The 17,521-nt window shown below is 64.4% G+C and carries 13 protein-coding genes; 5 read left to right on the plus strand and 8 right to left on the minus strand.

What is annotated here, in order from left to right; all coding sequences use genetic code 11:
• Positions 1–82: 82 nt before the first annotated feature.
• The 6 genes from htpX to RF819_RS07560 form a co-directional block, all read right to left on the minus strand.
• Positions 83–958, minus strand: coding sequence for a protease HtpX (gene htpX, locus RF819_RS07535; protein WP_078364424.1), 876 nt, complete (start codon positions 956–958; stop codon positions 83–85).
• Between the two features lie 118 nt (positions 959–1,076).
• Complete coding sequence (locus RF819_RS07540; protein ID WP_207160782.1) at positions 1,077–1,853, minus strand: DUF3025 domain-containing protein; 777 nt, start codon at positions 1,851–1,853, stop codon at positions 1,077–1,079.
• Positions 1,850–2,728: an NYN domain-containing protein gene (locus RF819_RS07545; RefSeq protein ID WP_078364425.1), complete on the minus strand. Its 879-nt coding sequence runs from the start codon at positions 2,726–2,728 to the stop codon at positions 1,850–1,852. Before RF819_RS07545 ends, RF819_RS07540 begins: the two co-directional genes overlap by 4 nt.
• A 44-nt stretch (positions 2,729–2,772) precedes the next feature.
• The gene (gene pyrC / locus RF819_RS07550; RefSeq protein WP_078364426.1) at positions 2,773–3,819 is read right to left on the minus strand and encodes a dihydroorotase; all 1,047 of its coding nucleotides are present in this window, start codon (positions 3,817–3,819) and stop codon (positions 2,773–2,775) included.
• A 14-nt stretch (positions 3,820–3,833) separates the two neighbouring features.
• Positions 3,834–4,091, minus strand: a complete 258-nt coding sequence (locus RF819_RS07555) for a hypothetical protein (RefSeq protein ID WP_078364427.1) — start codon at positions 4,089–4,091, stop codon at positions 3,834–3,836.
• A complete protein-coding gene (locus RF819_RS07560; RefSeq protein WP_078364428.1) occupies positions 4,092–4,697 on the minus strand; it encodes a hypothetical protein in 606 nt (201 codons plus the stop codon).
• Between the two features lie 101 nt (positions 4,698–4,798).
• On the opposite strand from RF819_RS07560, the gene RF819_RS07565 reads away from it, so the two are divergent.
• Positions 4,799–6,154, plus strand: coding sequence for an SPOR domain-containing protein (locus RF819_RS07565; protein ID WP_078364429.1), 1,356 nt, complete (start codon positions 4,799–4,801; stop codon positions 6,152–6,154).
• A 46-nt stretch (positions 6,155–6,200) separates the two neighbouring features.
• A complete protein-coding gene (locus RF819_RS07570) occupies positions 6,201–6,500 on the plus strand; it encodes a flagellar basal body protein (protein WP_078364430.1) in 300 nt (99 codons plus the stop codon).
• Positions 6,501–6,528: 28 nt separating this feature from the next.
• Here the strand turns inward: RF819_RS07570 and RF819_RS07575 are convergent, their stop codons facing one another.
• Complete coding sequence (locus RF819_RS07575; protein ID WP_078364431.1) at positions 6,529–6,924, minus strand: VOC family protein; 396 nt, start codon at positions 6,922–6,924, stop codon at positions 6,529–6,531.
• Positions 6,925–8,082: 1,158 nt separating this feature from the next.
• On the opposite strand from RF819_RS07575, the gene RF819_RS07585 reads away from it, so the two are divergent.
• The 3 genes from RF819_RS07585 to RF819_RS07595 are packed head-to-tail and all read left to right on the plus strand — an operon-like array spanning position 8,083 to position 16,015.
• Positions 8,083–8,916 carry a caspase family protein gene (locus RF819_RS07585; protein WP_078364433.1) on the plus strand — a complete coding sequence of 278 codons (834 nt, stop codon included), beginning with the start codon at positions 8,083–8,085 and terminating at the stop codon, positions 8,914–8,916.
• A gap of 60 nt (positions 8,917–8,976) precedes the next feature.
• Complete coding sequence (locus tag RF819_RS07590; protein ID WP_078364434.1) at positions 8,977–14,415, plus strand: CHAT domain-containing protein; 5,439 nt, start codon at positions 8,977–8,979, stop codon at positions 14,413–14,415.
• Between the two features lie 40 nt (positions 14,416–14,455).
• Positions 14,456–16,015 (plus strand): hypothetical protein, encoded by a 1,560-nt coding sequence (locus RF819_RS07595; RefSeq protein ID WP_078364435.1) that lies wholly within the window; start codon positions 14,456–14,458, stop codon positions 16,013–16,015.
• 191 nt (positions 16,016–16,206) lie between these two features.
• Here RF819_RS07595 and RF819_RS07600 read toward each other — a convergent pair whose 3' ends face one another.
• On the minus strand, positions 16,207–17,520 hold the full coding sequence (locus RF819_RS07600; RefSeq protein ID WP_078364436.1) for a type II toxin-antitoxin system HipA family toxin: 1,314 nt from the start codon (positions 17,518–17,520) through the stop codon (positions 16,207–16,209).
• Position 17,521: the final 1 nt, after the last annotated feature.

Consider the following 17,521-nt stretch of genomic DNA (forward strand, 5'->3'; position numbering starts at 1 on the left):
GAGTCCTGTGACCAGCGCATAAAAAAGCCCCAACCAAGCTCACCTGGTTGGGGCAGAAAAACAGTACGGAGCGCTTGTGGACTCAGCTCTGTGCGTTTTGCAACGCGGCAATACGGTCTTCCAGCGGCGGGTGGGTCGAGAACAGCTGCCCGATGCCACCGGCAATACCAAAGGCCGCCACACTCTTGGGCAACTCACCGGGCTGCAAACTGCCCAGGCGCGCCAGCGCGTTGATCATCGGTTGTTTGCGGCCCAGCAACTGGGCAGAACCCGCATCGGCACGGAACTCGCGGTGGCGGCTGAACCAGGCCACCACAATGGCAGCGGCAAAACCCAGCACGATGTCGAGCACGATGGTGGTCACGTAATAACCAATGCCGGGGCCAGAGTTTTCCTGGTCACCCTTGCGCAGGAAGCTGTCCACCAGCGAACCCACCACCCGGCTCAGGAACACCACAAACGTGTTCATCACGCCCTGGATCAGGGTCATGGTGACCATGTCGCCGTTGGCCACGTGGGCAATTTCATGGCCGATCACCGCCTCGATCTCGTCGTGTGTCATGCCCTGCAGCAAGCCGGTGCTGACCGCCACCAGGGCCGAATTCTTGAACGCACCGGTGGCAAAAGCGTTGGGGGCCCCCTCAAAAATGCCGACCTCGGGCATGCCGATACCGGCTTTTTCAGACAGCTTGCGCACGGTGTCCACAATCCAGGCTTCGTCGGCGTTGGACGGCTGGTTGATCACCCGCACGCCCGATGTCCACTTGGCCATGGGTTTGCTGATCAACAGCGAAATGATCGCGCCGCCAAAACCCATCACCAGCGCAAAACCCAGCAAAGCACCCAGGTTCAGGCCGTTGCTGGTCAGGAAGCGGTTGACGCCCAGCAGGCTGGCCACAATGCCCAGCACCGCCACCACAAGGACGTTGGTGAGAACAAACAAAAGAATGCGTTTCATGGTTTCCTCTTGATAAAACAGTGTGCTTTGCGGCGAATCTGCCGCGTAATGGCGCGAATGGTAAGGGTGAAGTGCGCGAATTCAAGCCAATCGGCGGCCAAATCCACATGCGGTTTAGCTATTTGTGTGCCGCGCCCGCCGCGCTGCGCGGCGCCCGGAACACCGAGGCATCCTCATAAAAACCAGGCACCTCGTTGCCCGGCCACCAGCCCGGCACACCGAGCACCGGCAGATGGGCAAAAGGTTTCTCAGCCAGCCTGTCTGCGCTCAGATCGGTTGCCAGCCAGGCGTCCAGAGTTGCTATGTCGTCCGTAGCAGGGCACACCCGGTACACGTGGGCTGTGGCCGGTTTTCTTGGGACAACCAGTTTTTCCATCAAAGCATGGCCAAACAGCCACAGGCCCGACTGTTGCCACAGCGGGCGCAGTCTGCCAAACACCGCTGACCAGTCTTTGACCACCAGCGCGTCCCACAAGGCATCGGGCGCACGCAGCAGCGCCACGTTTTCGTCAAACAGCGTGAGCGCATCCCGCGCGGGGCCGCGCACCGGGGCAATGCCCAAGCGCTCGATCTGCGCCGCCTGCAACTGGTTCAGGCGGGTTTTGGTGTGCGGCAGATGCAACCACATCAATCCGTTGAAAAAGTCGTGCAAGCCCTCACGGGTCGGGCATTGGCCGCTCTCAAAAATGTACTGTTCGTAGGCTTTGCCGGGTGGCAAATCGGCCTGTGGCACAAAATGCACCGGGGGCCGATCCGGCGCAGGCCAGAGCTGTTGTGCAGCTGCATTGAGCGCCTCGGGCTGGGCCACACCGGCGCACACCTGCTGCGCGATGGCCTCACCCCGTTGCCGCCAAGGCGCCAGCCAGGGTGCGGCCCAGTCGATGTCAGCAATCAAGCCGCTGGCGGTGCCGGGATGTACTGCACCGTTCTGGGTTTTTCGGGTGGGGCCAGCACAAACAGGTGGGGAAATTTTTTGAGCAGTTTGGTGGCCGTCATGTTCTTGCCACGCAAGCGGGCGTCCAGCAAAGCCTTGGCCACCGCCGCCAGAGGCTGCGCCTGACCGGTTTGCAAGGCAGGCACGGCCGCCAGAATGGCCGCCAGATCCAGCAGGGGCATGGCATGGGCCGCACCTTCAGCAGGTTGGAGCGCTGGTTTCTCGGGTGCAGGTGGTGGCACGGGCACCGGGCTGGTGGCTGGCTGTTCCTGCGGGGCTTTGGTGCGTGCGCTGGTTTTGGCCGCCACTTTTTTGGCGGGGGTTTTCGCCGCCGCTGGTTTGGGGCTGGCCGCCGGGCTGCTGGTTTTGGCGGCCGTTTTGCGCGCGGTCTTGCGGGCCGGCGCTGAGGGTGCTGCGCCCTGCTCCGGCCCAACCAGGATCACCCGGTCGTAGGCGGGCAAAGCCTCACGGCCCATCTTGCTGCGCTCGGAGACACAGACCACACGGATGCCTCGCTCACGCAGGCGTACCACCAGCGGGGTGAAGTCGGCATCCCCCGAGCCGATGACGATCAAGCCGGGCGTGGGGCTCTGGCAAGCCAGTTCCATCGCGTCCACCGCCAGCGCCATGTCGGTGGTGTTTTTGGTCAAAGCCAAATTCACAAACGGGCGCACCGCCCAGGCGCACAAGGTGTCGGCCAGGGCTTTGAGGTTCTCGGCGCTGCCGTAGGCACGGCGCACCGGCAAGGGGCCTTCGGTTTCCTGCAGCACACGAAAGGCCTCGTCCACCCAGGCGCCCGAATTGAGGTTGTCGGCGTCGATCAGGAAAACATTCATGGCAACTCCTTGTGCGGTGGGAATTCTGGCGCGTGCGCTGTGGCTCAGGCCACCAGCCGCCAGGCCAGCGCTTCACCACTGGCCAACGGTTTTAGTTCGGCCTGGCCAAAGGCAAAACTGGCGGGGGGTGTCCAGCTCTCGCGCTTGAGCGTGATCTGGCCGCTGTTGCGTGGCAGACCGTAGAAGTCGGCGCCAAAAAAGCTGGCAAAAGCTTCGAGTTTGTCGAGTGCCCCCACCGAATCAAAAGCCTGCGCATACAGCTCCATCGCGGCATGGGCGGTGTAACAGCCGGCGCAGCCGCTGGCGTGTTCTTTGAGGTGCACCGCGTGCGGTGCGCTGTCGGTGCCCAGGAAAAACTTCGGGTTGCCACTGGTGGCCGCCGCCAGCAGGGCTTGGCGATGGGTTTCACGCTTCAACACCGGCAGGCAGTAATAGTGTGGCCGGATGCCGCCGGTGAAGATGGCATTGCGGTTGTAGAGCAGGTGGTGCGCGGTCAGGGTGGCGCCCAGAAAACGGTCACACTCCTGCACATACTGCGCGGCTTCACGCGTGGTGATGTGCTCGAACACGATCTTCAGCTCAGGGAAATCGCGGCGCAGCGGGATCAGCTGCTGGTCGATGAACACCGCCTCGCGGTCAAACAGGTCGATCTCGGGCGAGGTCACTTCGCCATGCACCAGCAGCAGCAGGCCCGCGCGTTGCATGGCCTCCAGGGTTTTGTAGATCTTCTTGAGGTCGGTCACCCCTGCATCGCTGTTGGTGGTGGCACCGGCCGGGTAGAGCTTGGCGGCGACCACTCCAGCGTCTTTGGCGCGCTGGATTTCGTCGGCGGGCAGCTTGTCGGTGAGGTAGAGCGTCATCAGCGGCTCAAAAGCCACACCAGCTGGCACAGCGGCCTGGATGCGCGCTTTGTAGGCCAGCGCGGCTTCGGTGGTGGTCACCGGCGGGCGCAGATTGGGCATGATGATGGCGCGGCCAAACTGGGCGGCCGTGTGCGGCACCACGGTGGCCAGCGCGTCACCATCACGCACATGCAGGTGCCAGTCGTCGGGGCGGGTCAGGGTGAGGGTCTGGATGGGTGAGGATGTCATGGTGGGTATTGTCATCAAAGCTTGGGAGAGTCTGGCGGCGTCACACGCTGCAGCGCCAGGCGGATGCGCTCCAGGGTGTCGTTGACCGGGGCGTGGGTCGACACCTCCAGTCCGAGACTGCGGGCAATGGCGTTGATGCGGGCCGCGTTGAGCGGGATGCCACCGGCATCAATCGCGGCGATCAGCGCCTGGGCCCGCTGCACATCGGTCAGGACCGGTCGGCTACCCAGGCACGCGGCCTTGAGCCGGCCCCAGAGCTTGGGCGCAGGCATTTACACCCCGACCAGGGCGCGATAAGCCTCGCGCGTGGACGATGCAACCGAGCGCAGCACCTGCGCGTACGGGCTCTTGTGCTGAGCCACGAGCCGCGCCGAGGCCACCATGCGCGAGCGGCAGAACCAGTGGCAGGTGTGTTGCATCAGGAACAGCTCGGCCATCAGGGTGAAGGCCTTGTCTTTCTGGCTCAGGCCAGGCTGCGGGCTGGCTGCCAGGGTGATCGCGTGGGCGTGCAGGCTCAGCGCCTTGCGCGCGTCAAAGCTGTAACCCGGCAGCCATTTGGTGATGTAAGGCAGCGCAAACGGCAGCTTGCTGATGCGCGCCTGGGGTTCGGGCACTTTGGAGAAGGACAGCACAAAAGCGTTGAACTGGTTGCACAGCTCGGTCTCGGCGGGCTCGAGCATGCTCCAGATGGCGGCTCGGCGCTGTGCATCGGGTTCACCCAGGGCGCGTAAATAACCCTGCAACAGGCTCTCCATCAGCTTCTCGATCTGGAATTTGGCCAGGCAGGCGCCAAGCAGAGCAATACGCACCTGCTGGTCACGCTGGGTGAACGAATTCAGGCCAAAACCAATGATGAAGACCGAAATAAAAATATCCATAAAAAAGTACGCTGCCCCTCGTTCTGTATGCGCTTGTTGCTATTTAATCAATAGTTTGCAAAGACCCTACCCAGCCAAGGGTGCCCATGCCAAAATAAACCATGCCCGAACCCATCACCCGTGCCCAAGACACCGTCTCGCTGGACAGCTCGCCCACCATGGCGATGACCACGCTGTACGGCGCGGCGGTTGGCCCGATTGGCAAGGATTATTACCTTCCCATCTTCAGCCGCTTTGAAGCCGCTGGCCAAGCCACCTTGTCGTGGAACCTGTCGGCCTGCCTCTACACCATCAACTGGATGATTTTCCGGCGCCTGTGGGGCCCGGCGCTGGTGTTTGCAGGGGCTCTGCTGGGCAGCGCGGTGCTGCTGGTGGCGCTGGGCCTGCTGGTGTTGGACTGGCCCCACGAGCTGATCTACCAGCTCTTGCTGGCTTGCCTGGGCTTGGGCATGCTGGCCAGCGGCCTGTGGGGCAACGCCCTGCTCTACAACCACTGCCGCCAGGCCATGATGACGGCAGTGGCCGACAACAAGACCCTGGTGCAGGCCTGCGCACAGCTCAGCCAGCAGGCCAGCACGCGCCAGCGTTTTATCCGGCTGCTGCTGACCAACACCTTGTTGCTGACACTGGCGGGGCTCGCTTACCTGCGCTGGGTGGGGTGGGACGGCACAGACACCCCGGTGCCAGACAGCAGCCCAGCGCCCGCGCTGGCGGCCAGTGCCGTTGAACCCGCTGCGCCTGCGGCCAGCCAGGTGGCATCGGCCGCGCTGGCGCCTGCGTCAGCGGCCTCGACACCGCTGGAGGTGCCTGTCCTGTTGGCGGCGCCAGCTGCCTCGGCGGCCAGTGCCACACCAGCATCAGCAGCGGTGTCTGCAGCTGCTTCTGCCCCCCTGGCAATGCCCGCATCGGCCCCGGTTTCGGCGCCCGCCGTGTTGCCGACCACATTCACCCAGCCACCAGCCTCAGCTGCGCTGGTGGCATCCGCCCCGCCCCAAGCTGCGGCTTCGGCCTTGGAGCGCGCAGCCAGCGCGCCACGGGGTCGCAGCGCTGCGCCAGCCTCGGCATACAGCTCGGCTGCGGCACCCTCTGCGTCCAAACCGGCAGCCCGAGCGGCTTCCAAACCCGCAGCGCGCGCTGCCTCCAAACCGGTGGCCAAAGTAGCCAGCGCCAAAACACCAAAACCCACGGCGACCAAGGCCAGTCAGGTCACCAAGGCAGCGCCGCCCACCAAAGGCCTCTACATCAACGCTGGCCTGTTTGCCAACCCAGACAACGCGCGCAATGCATTGGCCAAATTGCAGGCCGCAGGCTTGCCCGCCACGGCACAGGAGATTGACACCAGCCAGGGGTCACGCACCCGGATTCGGGTCGGTCCTTACGCCAAACCGACCCAGGCTGAGGCCAGCATCCAGAAAATCAAAGCCCTTGGTCTGGACGCGGCGCTTGTCAAACCCTGAGCTTGTGATTACATTGGCGCCCTCCCCCTTTGCCACAGGAAGCACCATGGCCTCTGTCTCATCCATTTCCCTCTCAGGCATGAACGCCGCCCAGACCCAGCTCAATGTGGCGGCGCACAACGTGGCCAACCTCAACACCGACGGGTTCACGCGGCAACAGGTGGCTCTGACCGAACAATCCGAAGGCGGTGTGTCGGCCAGTGTGGGCAAGGCGTCCCAACCCGGTGCGGCGTTGGAGGAAGACGTGGTCTCGCAATTACAAGCCAAACACGCCTACCTGGCGAACCTGGCGGTGTTCAAGACCAGCAACAAAATGGCTGGCGCCCTGCTCGACCTCGACGCCTGAGCCAGAGCACCATCAGCTGCCGGACAGCTCAGTCCTCGGCGGTGTGGCAAGCCACACATAACTTGTTGCCATCCGGATCACGAAAATAAGCCCCGTAGTAGTTGGCGTGGTACTGCGGACGCCGACCCGGCGCCCCCTCTGAACGGCCACCATGCTGCAGCGCGACCGCGTAGGCCGCGTCCACCATGGCCCGGCTGCTGGCCAGAAAAGCCACCATCTGCCCATTGCCCGGCGCATGGGGCTGCTGGTCAAACGGCTTGCCCAGCAAAAACAGCGGCCTCGGGTCGGGCTGCGACTGCCAACCGGCCCAAGGCCGATCAGCCTCAACAAACCGCGCCTGCACCCCCAGTACCTCCATCAGCGGCTGGTAAAAGGCCAACGCAGACTCGAAGTGATTGGTGCCAACAAAGATGTGAGAGAACATGGTGTGGTTCCAGCTAGTTAAGCAAAGACAGCTTCATAAAGGCACTCGTGGCACGACTAAGCCTCATCGGACAACGCTTTTTCAACATGCCGCAAGAGCCAAGCGATTGTTGCCGGGTTGAGTTTGCCTTGCCCCCAGTGTGTACTGGTACGCCGGATATAGCGCCCAATCTCTTCGTCTATGCGAGTGACTACGGCTTCGTTCCTTTCTAGCCCAACAAATGGCTTCTTTCCGTACAAAAACTCGTACTCCAGAAATCCGCGCTGATACCAATAGGTGCCACAAGCTGAGGCAGCATGTGCACGAAGCCACGTCCACATGAAATCCGGATCTTCAACGTTGGGAGCCTCGGCGTGGCACTGACCACACAGTAGGACCAAGTTGCTAGGGCATTCGGAGTCGCCAAGGGCACGGGGGTCAATGTGACAACGCTGAAGCTGCCGACTTTGCGCACAGCACCAACATAACTCCTCGGCTTCTGCCGAATCCACAGACAGACCGCACTCACTTTGGTGTTGAGTCCAGTAGTCAACGATTTGGCGGCGAGTTGTCTCCATGTCTTTCAATCAACAAGTCATTTTCAAGCCGAAAGAGCCACTGGTTCTGTTCTCTTTGGCATCGCACACCACCATCACTCGCCAGCCGAAGAGGCATGGGGGTGGCGGCCGATTTCTGGGCCTTTGACAGTATGAGGCCGAAGCCCCCATGCCTCTTCGGTCCCCCACCAGCGCGACCAGTTGCCACCTCGTACAACGGCACCTGGCAGCCCCGCAAGCAGAAATCCCTTATCAATAGCAGTTAGTCCTTGATTCATAAAGGACTAGAAGCCCAAAAGGCTTGCACTCACTGGACCGGTCTTGCTTGGGCCTGAGGCCGCAGGGCCGCGCATTGTCGTCTGGTCAGTGCCAACTTCCTGACGGCTGTTGTGCGGCACATCCATCTTGATCCACATCAAAAAATTACCGATTCTCAAGCTAGCCTCGCTAGAATTTCATGCCACCCAAACACAAGTCGCTCAAGCGACACCGACTGGCACTTGCCACCTAACGCACCCGTCGGCCTCCCCCTCGTTGGTTTTTTTGCTTTTTTTGTTCCCCTGAAGATCTGGAGAGTCAAGCCTGCCCGTTTGTTCAACCTGTCCCACCAAGGAGCGTCATCATGGCCAAGAAGGCACTGTGTATCGGCATCAACAACTACCCCGGCACCCACATGGACCTGCAGGGCTGTGTCAACGACGCCAACGACTGGGCGGACACCTTGGGCGCACGCGGCTTTGGGGTCAGCAAGCTGCTCGACGACCAGGCCACCAAGGCGGCCATGGTGGCGGCTTTGAGCAGCCTGATCAGCAAAGCCAGCAAAAACGACAGCCTGGTGATCACCTTCTCAGGCCACGGCAGCTACCAGCCCGACACCGATGGTGACGAGGCCGACGGGCTCGATGAAGCCCTGTGCCCGTATGACCTGCAGACCAACGGTGAGGCCTTGACCGACGACGAGATCAAAACCCTGTTTGCCGCGCGCAAGCCCGGCGTGCGCCTGGTTTTGATTGCGGACAGCTGCCACTCCGGCACCGTGACCCGTGCCGCCAAGGCGGAGCCCGGCGCCGACACCAGGCCACGTTTTATGCCCATGGGCAACTGGTTGCCGGCCAAAGATTTGCCCAAAAACCGCGCGGGCAAACTGGCAGCCACTGTGCTGGCACCGGCGGGCGCCTCCCCGCTGCTGGGGGCTTATTCACGGCTGCTGGGTGACTTGCTTTTGTCGGGCTGCAAAGAAGGCCCCAACAACTTCAGTTATGACGCGCGCATCAACGGCCGCTACAACGGCGCCTTCACCTACTACGCGCTCAAAGCCCTCAAAACGCTCAAACCAGAAGCCAGCTACGCCGACTGGCACAAGGCCATCCTCAAATACCTGCCCTCGGCCAGTTACCCGCAGTCGCCCCAAATTGTGGGCAGTGACACCGCCCGGAAAAGCAAGGTTTTTGCGTAAGTTCCCGCGCCGGTGTCGCGCGTGCGGCACCGGTTGTGTTCCATCTGGCAGGAGCGTCCCATGGCAGAGCAGCTGTACAAGATCCGCGGCACCCTGAGTGACACCCGCGCACCACGTTTCGGAGGTGTGACACCCAGCCACCGGCTGATCCCCGGTGCCGCACGTGACGGTGCCGGTGACCAGATCGAGGTGGCGGGCAATACCGTGGTGCGGGTCGAGCTGGACAACGGTTTTGCACTCTGGAGCCGGGTGGATGACCTGACGCAAGAGTACGGCGCCTTGCCCAGCCGGGACGCCGGTGCCGCCTGGGAGTTCTCGCGCCTGACACCACGCACCAGCAGCGGGGGTGAACGTGGACTGCTGGGCCTGGCGATCCGGGTGCTGGATTTTTTTGGCCTGGACCTGGCAGAAAAATCCGCCCGCAAACTGGGTCAACACTTTGAACAAAAGCTGCTGGGTGACCACCCTCCTGGCCTGTACCAGCTGGACCTCAGCGGCGATCTGACACTGCGCAGCCTGCCCGACACCAGCCCCATCCCGTCCAACCAGGGCCCGCTGCTGGTGTTTTTACATGGCACGGCCTCCAGCACAGCGGGCAGTTTTGGCAAGTTGTGGGAACCGGGCGCCACCGAAGCAGCGCGTCTGCGCCAATCCTTGGCACCGGTGTATGGTGAGCGGGTGTTGGCGCTGGAGCACCGCAGCCTGACCGAGAGCCCGATCCAGAACGCGCTGACCCTGGTCAAACGCCTGCCCAGCGGCGCCGAGCTGCATCTGGTGAGCCATTCACGCGGCGGCCTGGTGGGTGAGCTGCTGGCCCTCTCTGGCTGCCCCAAGCTGGACCAGCTGCTGACCCCGGACAAGGTGCAACAGCTGTTTGCTGCCGACCGCAGCATCGCCCCCCAACTGGGGCTCTCGCCGCTGTCTGACACCGAGGCCCAGGCACGTGATGCCGACTACCACGCCGACCGCCAGCACCTGCTGGAGCTGGTGGCGCTGCTGGCCCAGAAACAGTTACACGTCACCCGTTTTGCCCGTGTGGCCTGTCCAGCGCGTGGCACCACCCTGGCCTCGGGTCGGTTGGACCGTTGGCTCTCGGTGCTGGACTACCTGGTGAACGCGGCCACCGGCAACGGTCTGTTTGGTGACAGCCTGGATTTCCTGCTGGCGGTAGTGAAAGAGCGCACTGACCCACGCACCCTGCCCGGCATCGAGGCCATGGTGCCCGGCTCGGCGCTGACCCGGCTGCTCAACGGTGTGCCCGAGTTGGTGACCAGTGCCGACCTGAGTGTGATCGCCGGTGACATCGAGCCCGGTGACGGCCTGTGGAACACCCTCAAGGTGCTGGCCAGCGACTGGTTCTACAAAAACGAGCACGACCTGGTGGTGGACACCGCGTCCATGGGGGGGGGTCTGACGCGCCTGGCACCGGGTGCACGTTTCCGCCAGGACAGCGGCCCCAAGGTCAACCATTTCCGTTATTTCAGCAACGAGGCCAGCATCCGCTGGCTGGGCGCAGCGCTGGGGCGCAGCGACGCCGACAGCGGTGGTTTTCTACCTCTCACCGCACCCCCACCCGCCGCCCCGCGCTGCTTGGCCGCCGCAACACGCAGCCGCAGCAGCCCCAACAAACCGCGCCCGATTGTGGTGCTGCTGCCAGGCACCATGGGCAGTCAGCTGCGCGTGCAGGACGACACCGTGTGGCTGGACTACTGGGCGCTGCTCAAAGGCGGCCTGAAACGCCTGGCCATGGATCGGCCAGGCATCAGCCCGGTGGGGCTGGTCGACGACTTTTATGGCCCGCTGGTCGAGTTTTTGGCCCGCAGCCACCAGGTGGAGCTGTTCCCCTACGACTGGCGCCACTCGGTGCGCCAGGCGGCCGCCCGCCTGGCGAGCACGCTGGAGCCGCTGCTGGCCCAGGCCGAACGCAGTGGCCAGCCGCTGCGCCTGGTGGCCCATTCGATGGGGGGCCTGGTGGTGCGCGCCATGATCGCCGACGGTGGCCTGGGCAGCGCAGTGTGGCAGCGCATCACCCGCCTGCCCGGCGCACGCTTCCTGATGCTCGGCACCCCCAATCTGGGCTCGTACGAGGCGGTGCGCTGGCTGACCGGTTTTAACCCGACCCAGACCAAGCTCACGCTGCTCGACATCACCCAGAACACCGACCAGATCATTGGCCTGGTGGCGCGTTACCCGGGCCTGCTGGAGCTGTTGCCCTTTGCCCCGAGTGACCCCGACTTTGCCGACACCAGCCGCTGGGACAAGCTGCGCCAGGCCATTCGCGCCAGCTGGGCCACCGCACCCACCGCCGCGCTGCAGGAAGCCGCCACCACCTGGCAGTTGCTGCGCAGTGCACCGCCCGACCCGCAACATATGGTGTACGTGGCGGGCTGCCAGCCCAGCACGGTGATCGACTACCAGCTCAGTCCGGGCCCCTCCTGGTGGCGGCCTGAGCAGAAGCGCCTGCAGTTCATTGCCACCCACGAGGGCGATGGCACGGTGAGCTGGCAGTCGGGCTGCCTGCCCGGTGTGCCCACCTGGTATGCCGAAGACACCGCACACGATGCCTTGTGTGCCCAGCCTCGGGCCTTTCCCGGCTATCTGGACCTGCTGGTCAACGGCCAGACCCGGCTGCTGCCCAACACACCACCAGCGCGCGCGCGTGGCGCGGCGGGTGAGGAGCGCTTTGTGCTGCCCGACACACCGCCGGTGGACGGTATGCCCGCGCCGGGTGACATCAGCGGCCTGGGCTGGTCTGGTCAGGCGCTGGCGCCACAAGCCACGTCCGAGGCGGCGCTACCACCCATCGAGATCGCCATCCGCCACGGCAACCTGGCCTACGCGCGCCACCCGGTGCTGGTGGGCCACTACCAGGGTGACACCGTGGTCAGCGCCGAGGCGGTGCTGGACCGCCAGCTCGGTGGTGCGCTGACGCGTCGGCTCGATCTGGGCATTTACCCCGGCCCGCTGGGCAGCAACACGGTGTTCCTCAACGACTCGGCCAGTGCCAAACCGGCCGGGGCGGTGGTGGTGGGGCTGGGCCAGGTGGGGGCCTTGAGCCCGGGTCTGCTGGAAGATTCGGTGCGCGCCGCACTGCTGGACTTTGCGCTGGATGTGGCGCACTGGCCCGACCCACGTTTTGGTGAGGGCGGGCGGCCACGCTCGGCGGCAGTGACCTGCCTGCTGGTGGGCACCGGCTCAGGCGGGCTGCCGGTGGCCGATGCGCTGGAGGCGATCTTGCGCGCTGCGGTCTGCGCCAACCGCCGCCTGGCCGATCAGGGCCTGGACAACCGGGTGCTGATCGACCGGCTGGAGTTTCTGGAGCTGTTTGAGGACATTGCGATTGCCGCTGCCGACGCCCTGGGCCGCCTGGTGGATAACGAGGCCCTGGCGGGTGCTGTGCGCTGGGAGGCCAAGGCGGTGGAAACCGGGCAAGGCGGGCACCGGCGCGTGCGTTTTGTGGCCTCACCCGAGTGGTACCAGCGCCTGGAGATCACCGAAGACACCGGGCGCCTGCGTTTTGTGTTCCCAACCGACCGCGCCCGCGCCGAAGAAACCCTGGCCACCGGGCAGCTGGCGTTGGCGCAGAGTTTTGTGCAGATCGCCAGCCAGAGCACCGGGCACAACTCGGAGGCCTCCAAAACCCTGTTTGAGATGCTGCTGCCGCTGCGCCTGCGCGAAATGGCGCTGCAACAGGGCAACCTGGTGGTGATGGTGGACGCGCAAACCGCGCCCTACCCCTGGGAACTGCTAGAAAACCGCTGGGCCACCGGTGAGCGCCCGCCTGCGGTGGCGGCGGGTTTTATCCGCCAGTTCCGCACCAGCACCTTTCGCCAGCGGCCGGTGCACGGCCTGAGCAACACCGCGCTGGTGATTGGCAACCCCGACCTGGGCGGCTCGGCCGACTTTGCCGACCTGCCCGGCGCGCGTGAGGAAGCCCAGCAGGTGGCACAACAACTGAGTCACAACGGCTACGAGGTGCTGGACTGTGTGGACCAGAGCAGCACACCCATTCTGGAGGCGTTGCACAAAAACAGCTGGCGCATTCTGCATCTGGCCGGTCATGGGGTGCACCAGTACCGGCGCCCGGGTGCAGTCGTGGGTGCCGAGGCGATCTCGGGCATGGTGATGGGGGCAGACACCTTCCTGACCCCGGGCGACATCGCGCAACTGCGCTTTGTGCCCGAACTGGTGTTTGTCAACTGCTGCCACCTGGGCCGACTGGACGGCCCGCGCCCGCTGGACCGGCTTGGGCTGGCGGCGAATCTGGGTGAGGAACTGATCCGCATGGGGGTGCGCGCCGTGGTTGCCGCAGGCTGGGCGGTGGACGACCGCGCCGGACAGGTGTTTGCCACCAATTTCTACCAAGGCATGTTGTCGGGTGATGCGTTTGGGGAAGCCGTGCGCCGCGCGCGTGAAGAGGTCTGGACACGTTGCCCCGATGTCAACACCTGGGGCGCCTACCAGTGTTATGGCGACCCGGACTTCCGGCTGCACCGTGACGGCAGCACCACACAAACCGTCTGGCCCGACTTCGGCACACCACATGAGCTGGTGGTGGACCTCAACAACCTGAGCGCCGACCTGTGCGCCGGTGGCCACACCAGCCATGGCAGCGAACGCATCGCCAGCCGACTGGCCCGCGTGCCACAAGCCCAGGCCGAGCAGTGGTTACAACGCGCCGATGTCTGCGCAGCGCTGGGCCTGGCCTGGGGTGAATTGCGCGAGTGGCAGCAGGCGCTGGACTGGCTCGACAAAGCCCTGGCCGCCGAGCGCGGCGACTGCCCAATGCGGGTGCTGGAGCAACATGCCAACTTCCGGGTGCGCCTGGCGCAACACAGCTGGCGCGCCGCGCGCCGCCTGAGCCCGGCCAAACGCGAGAGCGTGCGGCAACAGGCGGTGCACAACATCGACACCGCGGTGGCCGACCTGCAGCTGCTGTGCCAACGCAGCCCCAGCTCTGAGCGGCAGAACCTGCTGGGCAGCGCCCACAAACGCCTGGCCGTGTTACAAACCGATGCCTCGCAACAGCTGGACGCCTTGCGCCAGATGGCGCTGCACTACCAGCAGTCGCTGCTGCGCCACAGCGATGCCTATGCCTTCACCAACTGGCTGGCCGCCACCCTGCTCATCGCTCAACGTGACACCGCGCCCAAGCTCGACACGGCGGGCATCACCGCCCAGCTGGCGCAACAGCGCAGTGCACTGAGCCACCGCCTGGCCGACAACCCCAACTTCTGGGACGCCGCCAGCCTGGCCGACCTGAGCCTGAGCCAGCTGCTGTTACAAGCAGCCAGCCAGCCACGCCGCCGCGCCAAAGTGCCTGCCGGTACGCAAGCTGCTCCGGTGCTGGCGGCCTACCGGGCTGCGATTGGCCGGGCCAGCAGCCCGCGTGAACTGGCCGCGTTGACCGACAACCTCGACTTTTTGCTGAGCCTGTGGTCAGCAACTGACAAACCCACGCGCCACCTGCTGGAGCAGCTGCTGGAGAGCCTGACGTGAGCAGCCACACCCTGCGCGCCAGCAGACAGGCCTGAGCGCCATGGCCTCCGGCAAGATCCTGACCCTGCTGGTCCTCGCCACGCTGCTGGCGGTGGTATGCGCCCAACTGGTGGCCTGGCGTTACCGCGTCAGCATGCAGCGGCTGATGCGCGCGCCCTTGAACGCCGCCGCCCACAGCACCGGGCCCGAGCACAGCACCGGGCCCGAGCACAGCCCCAGCCCGCAGCGGCCCGCCCCGGCAGCCGCGGTCACGCTGGACCACAACCGCGCCGCTTACCACCGGCTGCTGGCGCAGTTTCTGCTGCTGACGCTGCTGATCGCCTTCACACGCACCCTGCTCACCCAGTGGCTGGCCGACGCACCCATCACCTTCAAAACCGTGGCCACGCTGGGCACTGCCTACGCCTGGCCGGTGCTGCCGGTGCTGGCGGTGATAGGCCGCTGGTCGCGCTGGCGCTTTGTGGCTGCCATGCTGGGCTGGTTTGTGCTGGCGGTGCTGTTGCTGAGCTGGCGCACCAATGCGAATGTGACGCTGCTGATGCTTGTTCAATGGATGGCGTTTGACATCGGGCTGCCGCTGCTGGTGGTGACCGCACTGTGCCTGGGCGGCGCCACCCGCGCGGTGGGGCCGTGGCTGGCGCCGGTGTTTGTGCTGCTGTGTGCGTCCTCACAGGCCGGGCTGGATGGTCTGGCCGCGCTGGTGGAGGCCAACAGCGGCTTCATCCAGTGGCTGGCCAGCTGGCTGGGCGCCACTGCTGCGCTGATGCTCTTTGCGCTGCTGCCCTGGCTGCTGGCCTGGTGGCCAGCGCGCTGGCTGGGCCGCCAACTGGCCCAGGCCTACCGCCAGCAACAGGTGTCCGAGCTGTTTTACCTGTTCACCGCGGTGTGGACGGTGGCACTCACCGGCCCGGCGCTGGCCGCCTCCAGCAGCCTGGGCTGGGGCGCGCTGGTGTGTTTTGCACCCTTGTTGTGGATTGTGCTGGCCGGGGCCTGGATGCGCCGCTTGGCCACGCCGCAACAGGCCGGGCGGCCACCGACGTTGCTGGTGTTGCGCGTGTTCCAGCAGGACGCCCAGGTGCAGCAGCTGTTTGACCGGGTGATTGAGCGCTGGCGCCTGACGGGCAACACCGTGCTGATTGCAGGCACCGACTTGCTGGATCGCACCATCGACGTGGATGACATCTTCACCTTCATCGACGGGCGGCTGGGTGAGCGTTTTATCCAGACCCCGGCCGACGTGCCGCGCCGCCTGGCCGAGTTTGTTTGGCGCGCCGATGTGGATGGCCGACACCGTGTCAACGAATGTTATTGCCACGACAACACCTGGCAGCAGGCGCTGGCCGAGCTGGTCCAGCTCAGCGACGTGGTGCTGATGGACCTGCGCAACTTTGAGGCCCACAACCGGGGTTGCCTGCACGAGCTGCAGGTGCTGGCCGAGACCCCCAACCTGCGCCGTGTGGTGGTGCTGACCAATGACCAAACCCACCTGCCCCCGGCCCAGGCGGCCACCACAGCGGCACCGGCGCAACGTTTTGTCTGGCTACACCAGCAAGGTGGCCAACCGCTGGCCACCGAGACGGTGTTGGCGCCGTTGTTTTGATATGGTTTTGGTAGCTATTGGCCCTTTTGTTAAAAGGGCTGGAGACCAAAAAGACTTATAACTTCTCGTGCATGGACCGGTGACTGTTTGAGGCTGGGAGCTGGCATACAGCTTGCCGATCTGCCTGACAAATACTTGCCATTCAATCGAGAAACTTTGAGGTTCCCGGCCAGAGACCCGCCGGCCGCGCGTCAAGTCCTGCGAAATGGGCTTGTCGGCCTGCGTTTGGGAGCTGCACCCTGGTACTGACTGGCGTCAAACGTCTGTCGCTGGCTCAGCAATTCGTCACCGTCGAGGCGTTCTGCCAAGCTGTCCAGGTCGCGCTCCGATACCCCAATGGATTCAAAGTGCGCGCGCCAGGTGTTGACCACCCCGATGACTTGAACGACTTGCGCGGCGGCCTGGGCCGGCGTCAGCCCAAACGCGTCGCACTGGGACATCGCGTTGGCCAGCGTGGAATCTTGTCCGTCCGTCCCGCAGATGAACTCTTGATAGCCCTGCCCGGAGTTGGTGGGCAGTACGTCATAGGCCGGTGCCAGCCTCAGCCGTCCATGGGCGGTGGGGTTCACGACCAGGAGTGCATGGTTCTTCTCATGGTCGTCGGTGTTGTCGACCAGGATGTTGAACACCATTCGGCGGAACAACTCTTGGGCATCGGCCAGATGCGCATCGCCGTGGGTGACGCCGATTCTGCGAAGGATTCGGGCAAGCTGTGGGTACCCCATTTCTGGCTCGTTGCCGGCCGGGGTTGCCGCTCGGATAGCAGTGCCTGCCGAGATGCTGTGAATTCGCCGACCGTTCACGCGGTCGAATCGCCGAATGGCCACGGCGTTCGCCGCCACCAGGCGAATAACCTGGGTCTGGGCGACGGAGATACCGGCCTTCGCCGCCAAGGTCATGGTCGCGTGCTCGATGAGCGGCGCATCCACATACTCGTGGTTGAAGAACTTGATGACCCACTGCTCGCCCTCGATGTCGATCAGCGCCTTGGGCTTTGCGCCGCCTAACGGGCTGCCACCCCCTTCAATGATTTTGGCTTCGAGAGCAGTCAAGGTGTCGCCGGCTTCGATCTTGGCCACAACCTCGCTGAGCTCTTGGGCTTGCGCCAACATCGGCAGGGGGCCACCTTTTCTGGGAAGGTAGGTGTCGGGTGAGGTCGAGACCCCCAACGCACCAAAACGGTCGTCACCAGCGTAGTAGAGCATCTCCATCAACGACGTACGCTTGGGTTTGTCGATGAACCGGATGACTTTTTCACCCCATCGGTCCGGACGCGCGTCATCCACGGCACCGACTGCGCGGGGCGCGTTGGCGCTCAGCCGCCCGGGCGGGGAGAACTCGTTGTCCACGAGAGGCAAGTCTTCGCTGAGTGCGAATCCATTGGCAAGCCAGTCCCCGGCGTAGTGGAGCGAGACGCCCTTGCCAGCAGCAACCAGCTTCAACGCACCTACGTAGCGAGGCGTCGGGTCTCCCAGGTACCAAAGGTACAAGTCATCCAGACGCATG

Origin of the sequence: Rhodoferax fermentans (genome assembly GCF_002017865.1) — a bacterium.
Taxonomy (GTDB): domain Bacteria; phylum Pseudomonadota; class Gammaproteobacteria; order Burkholderiales; family Burkholderiaceae_C; genus Rhodoferax; species Rhodoferax fermentans.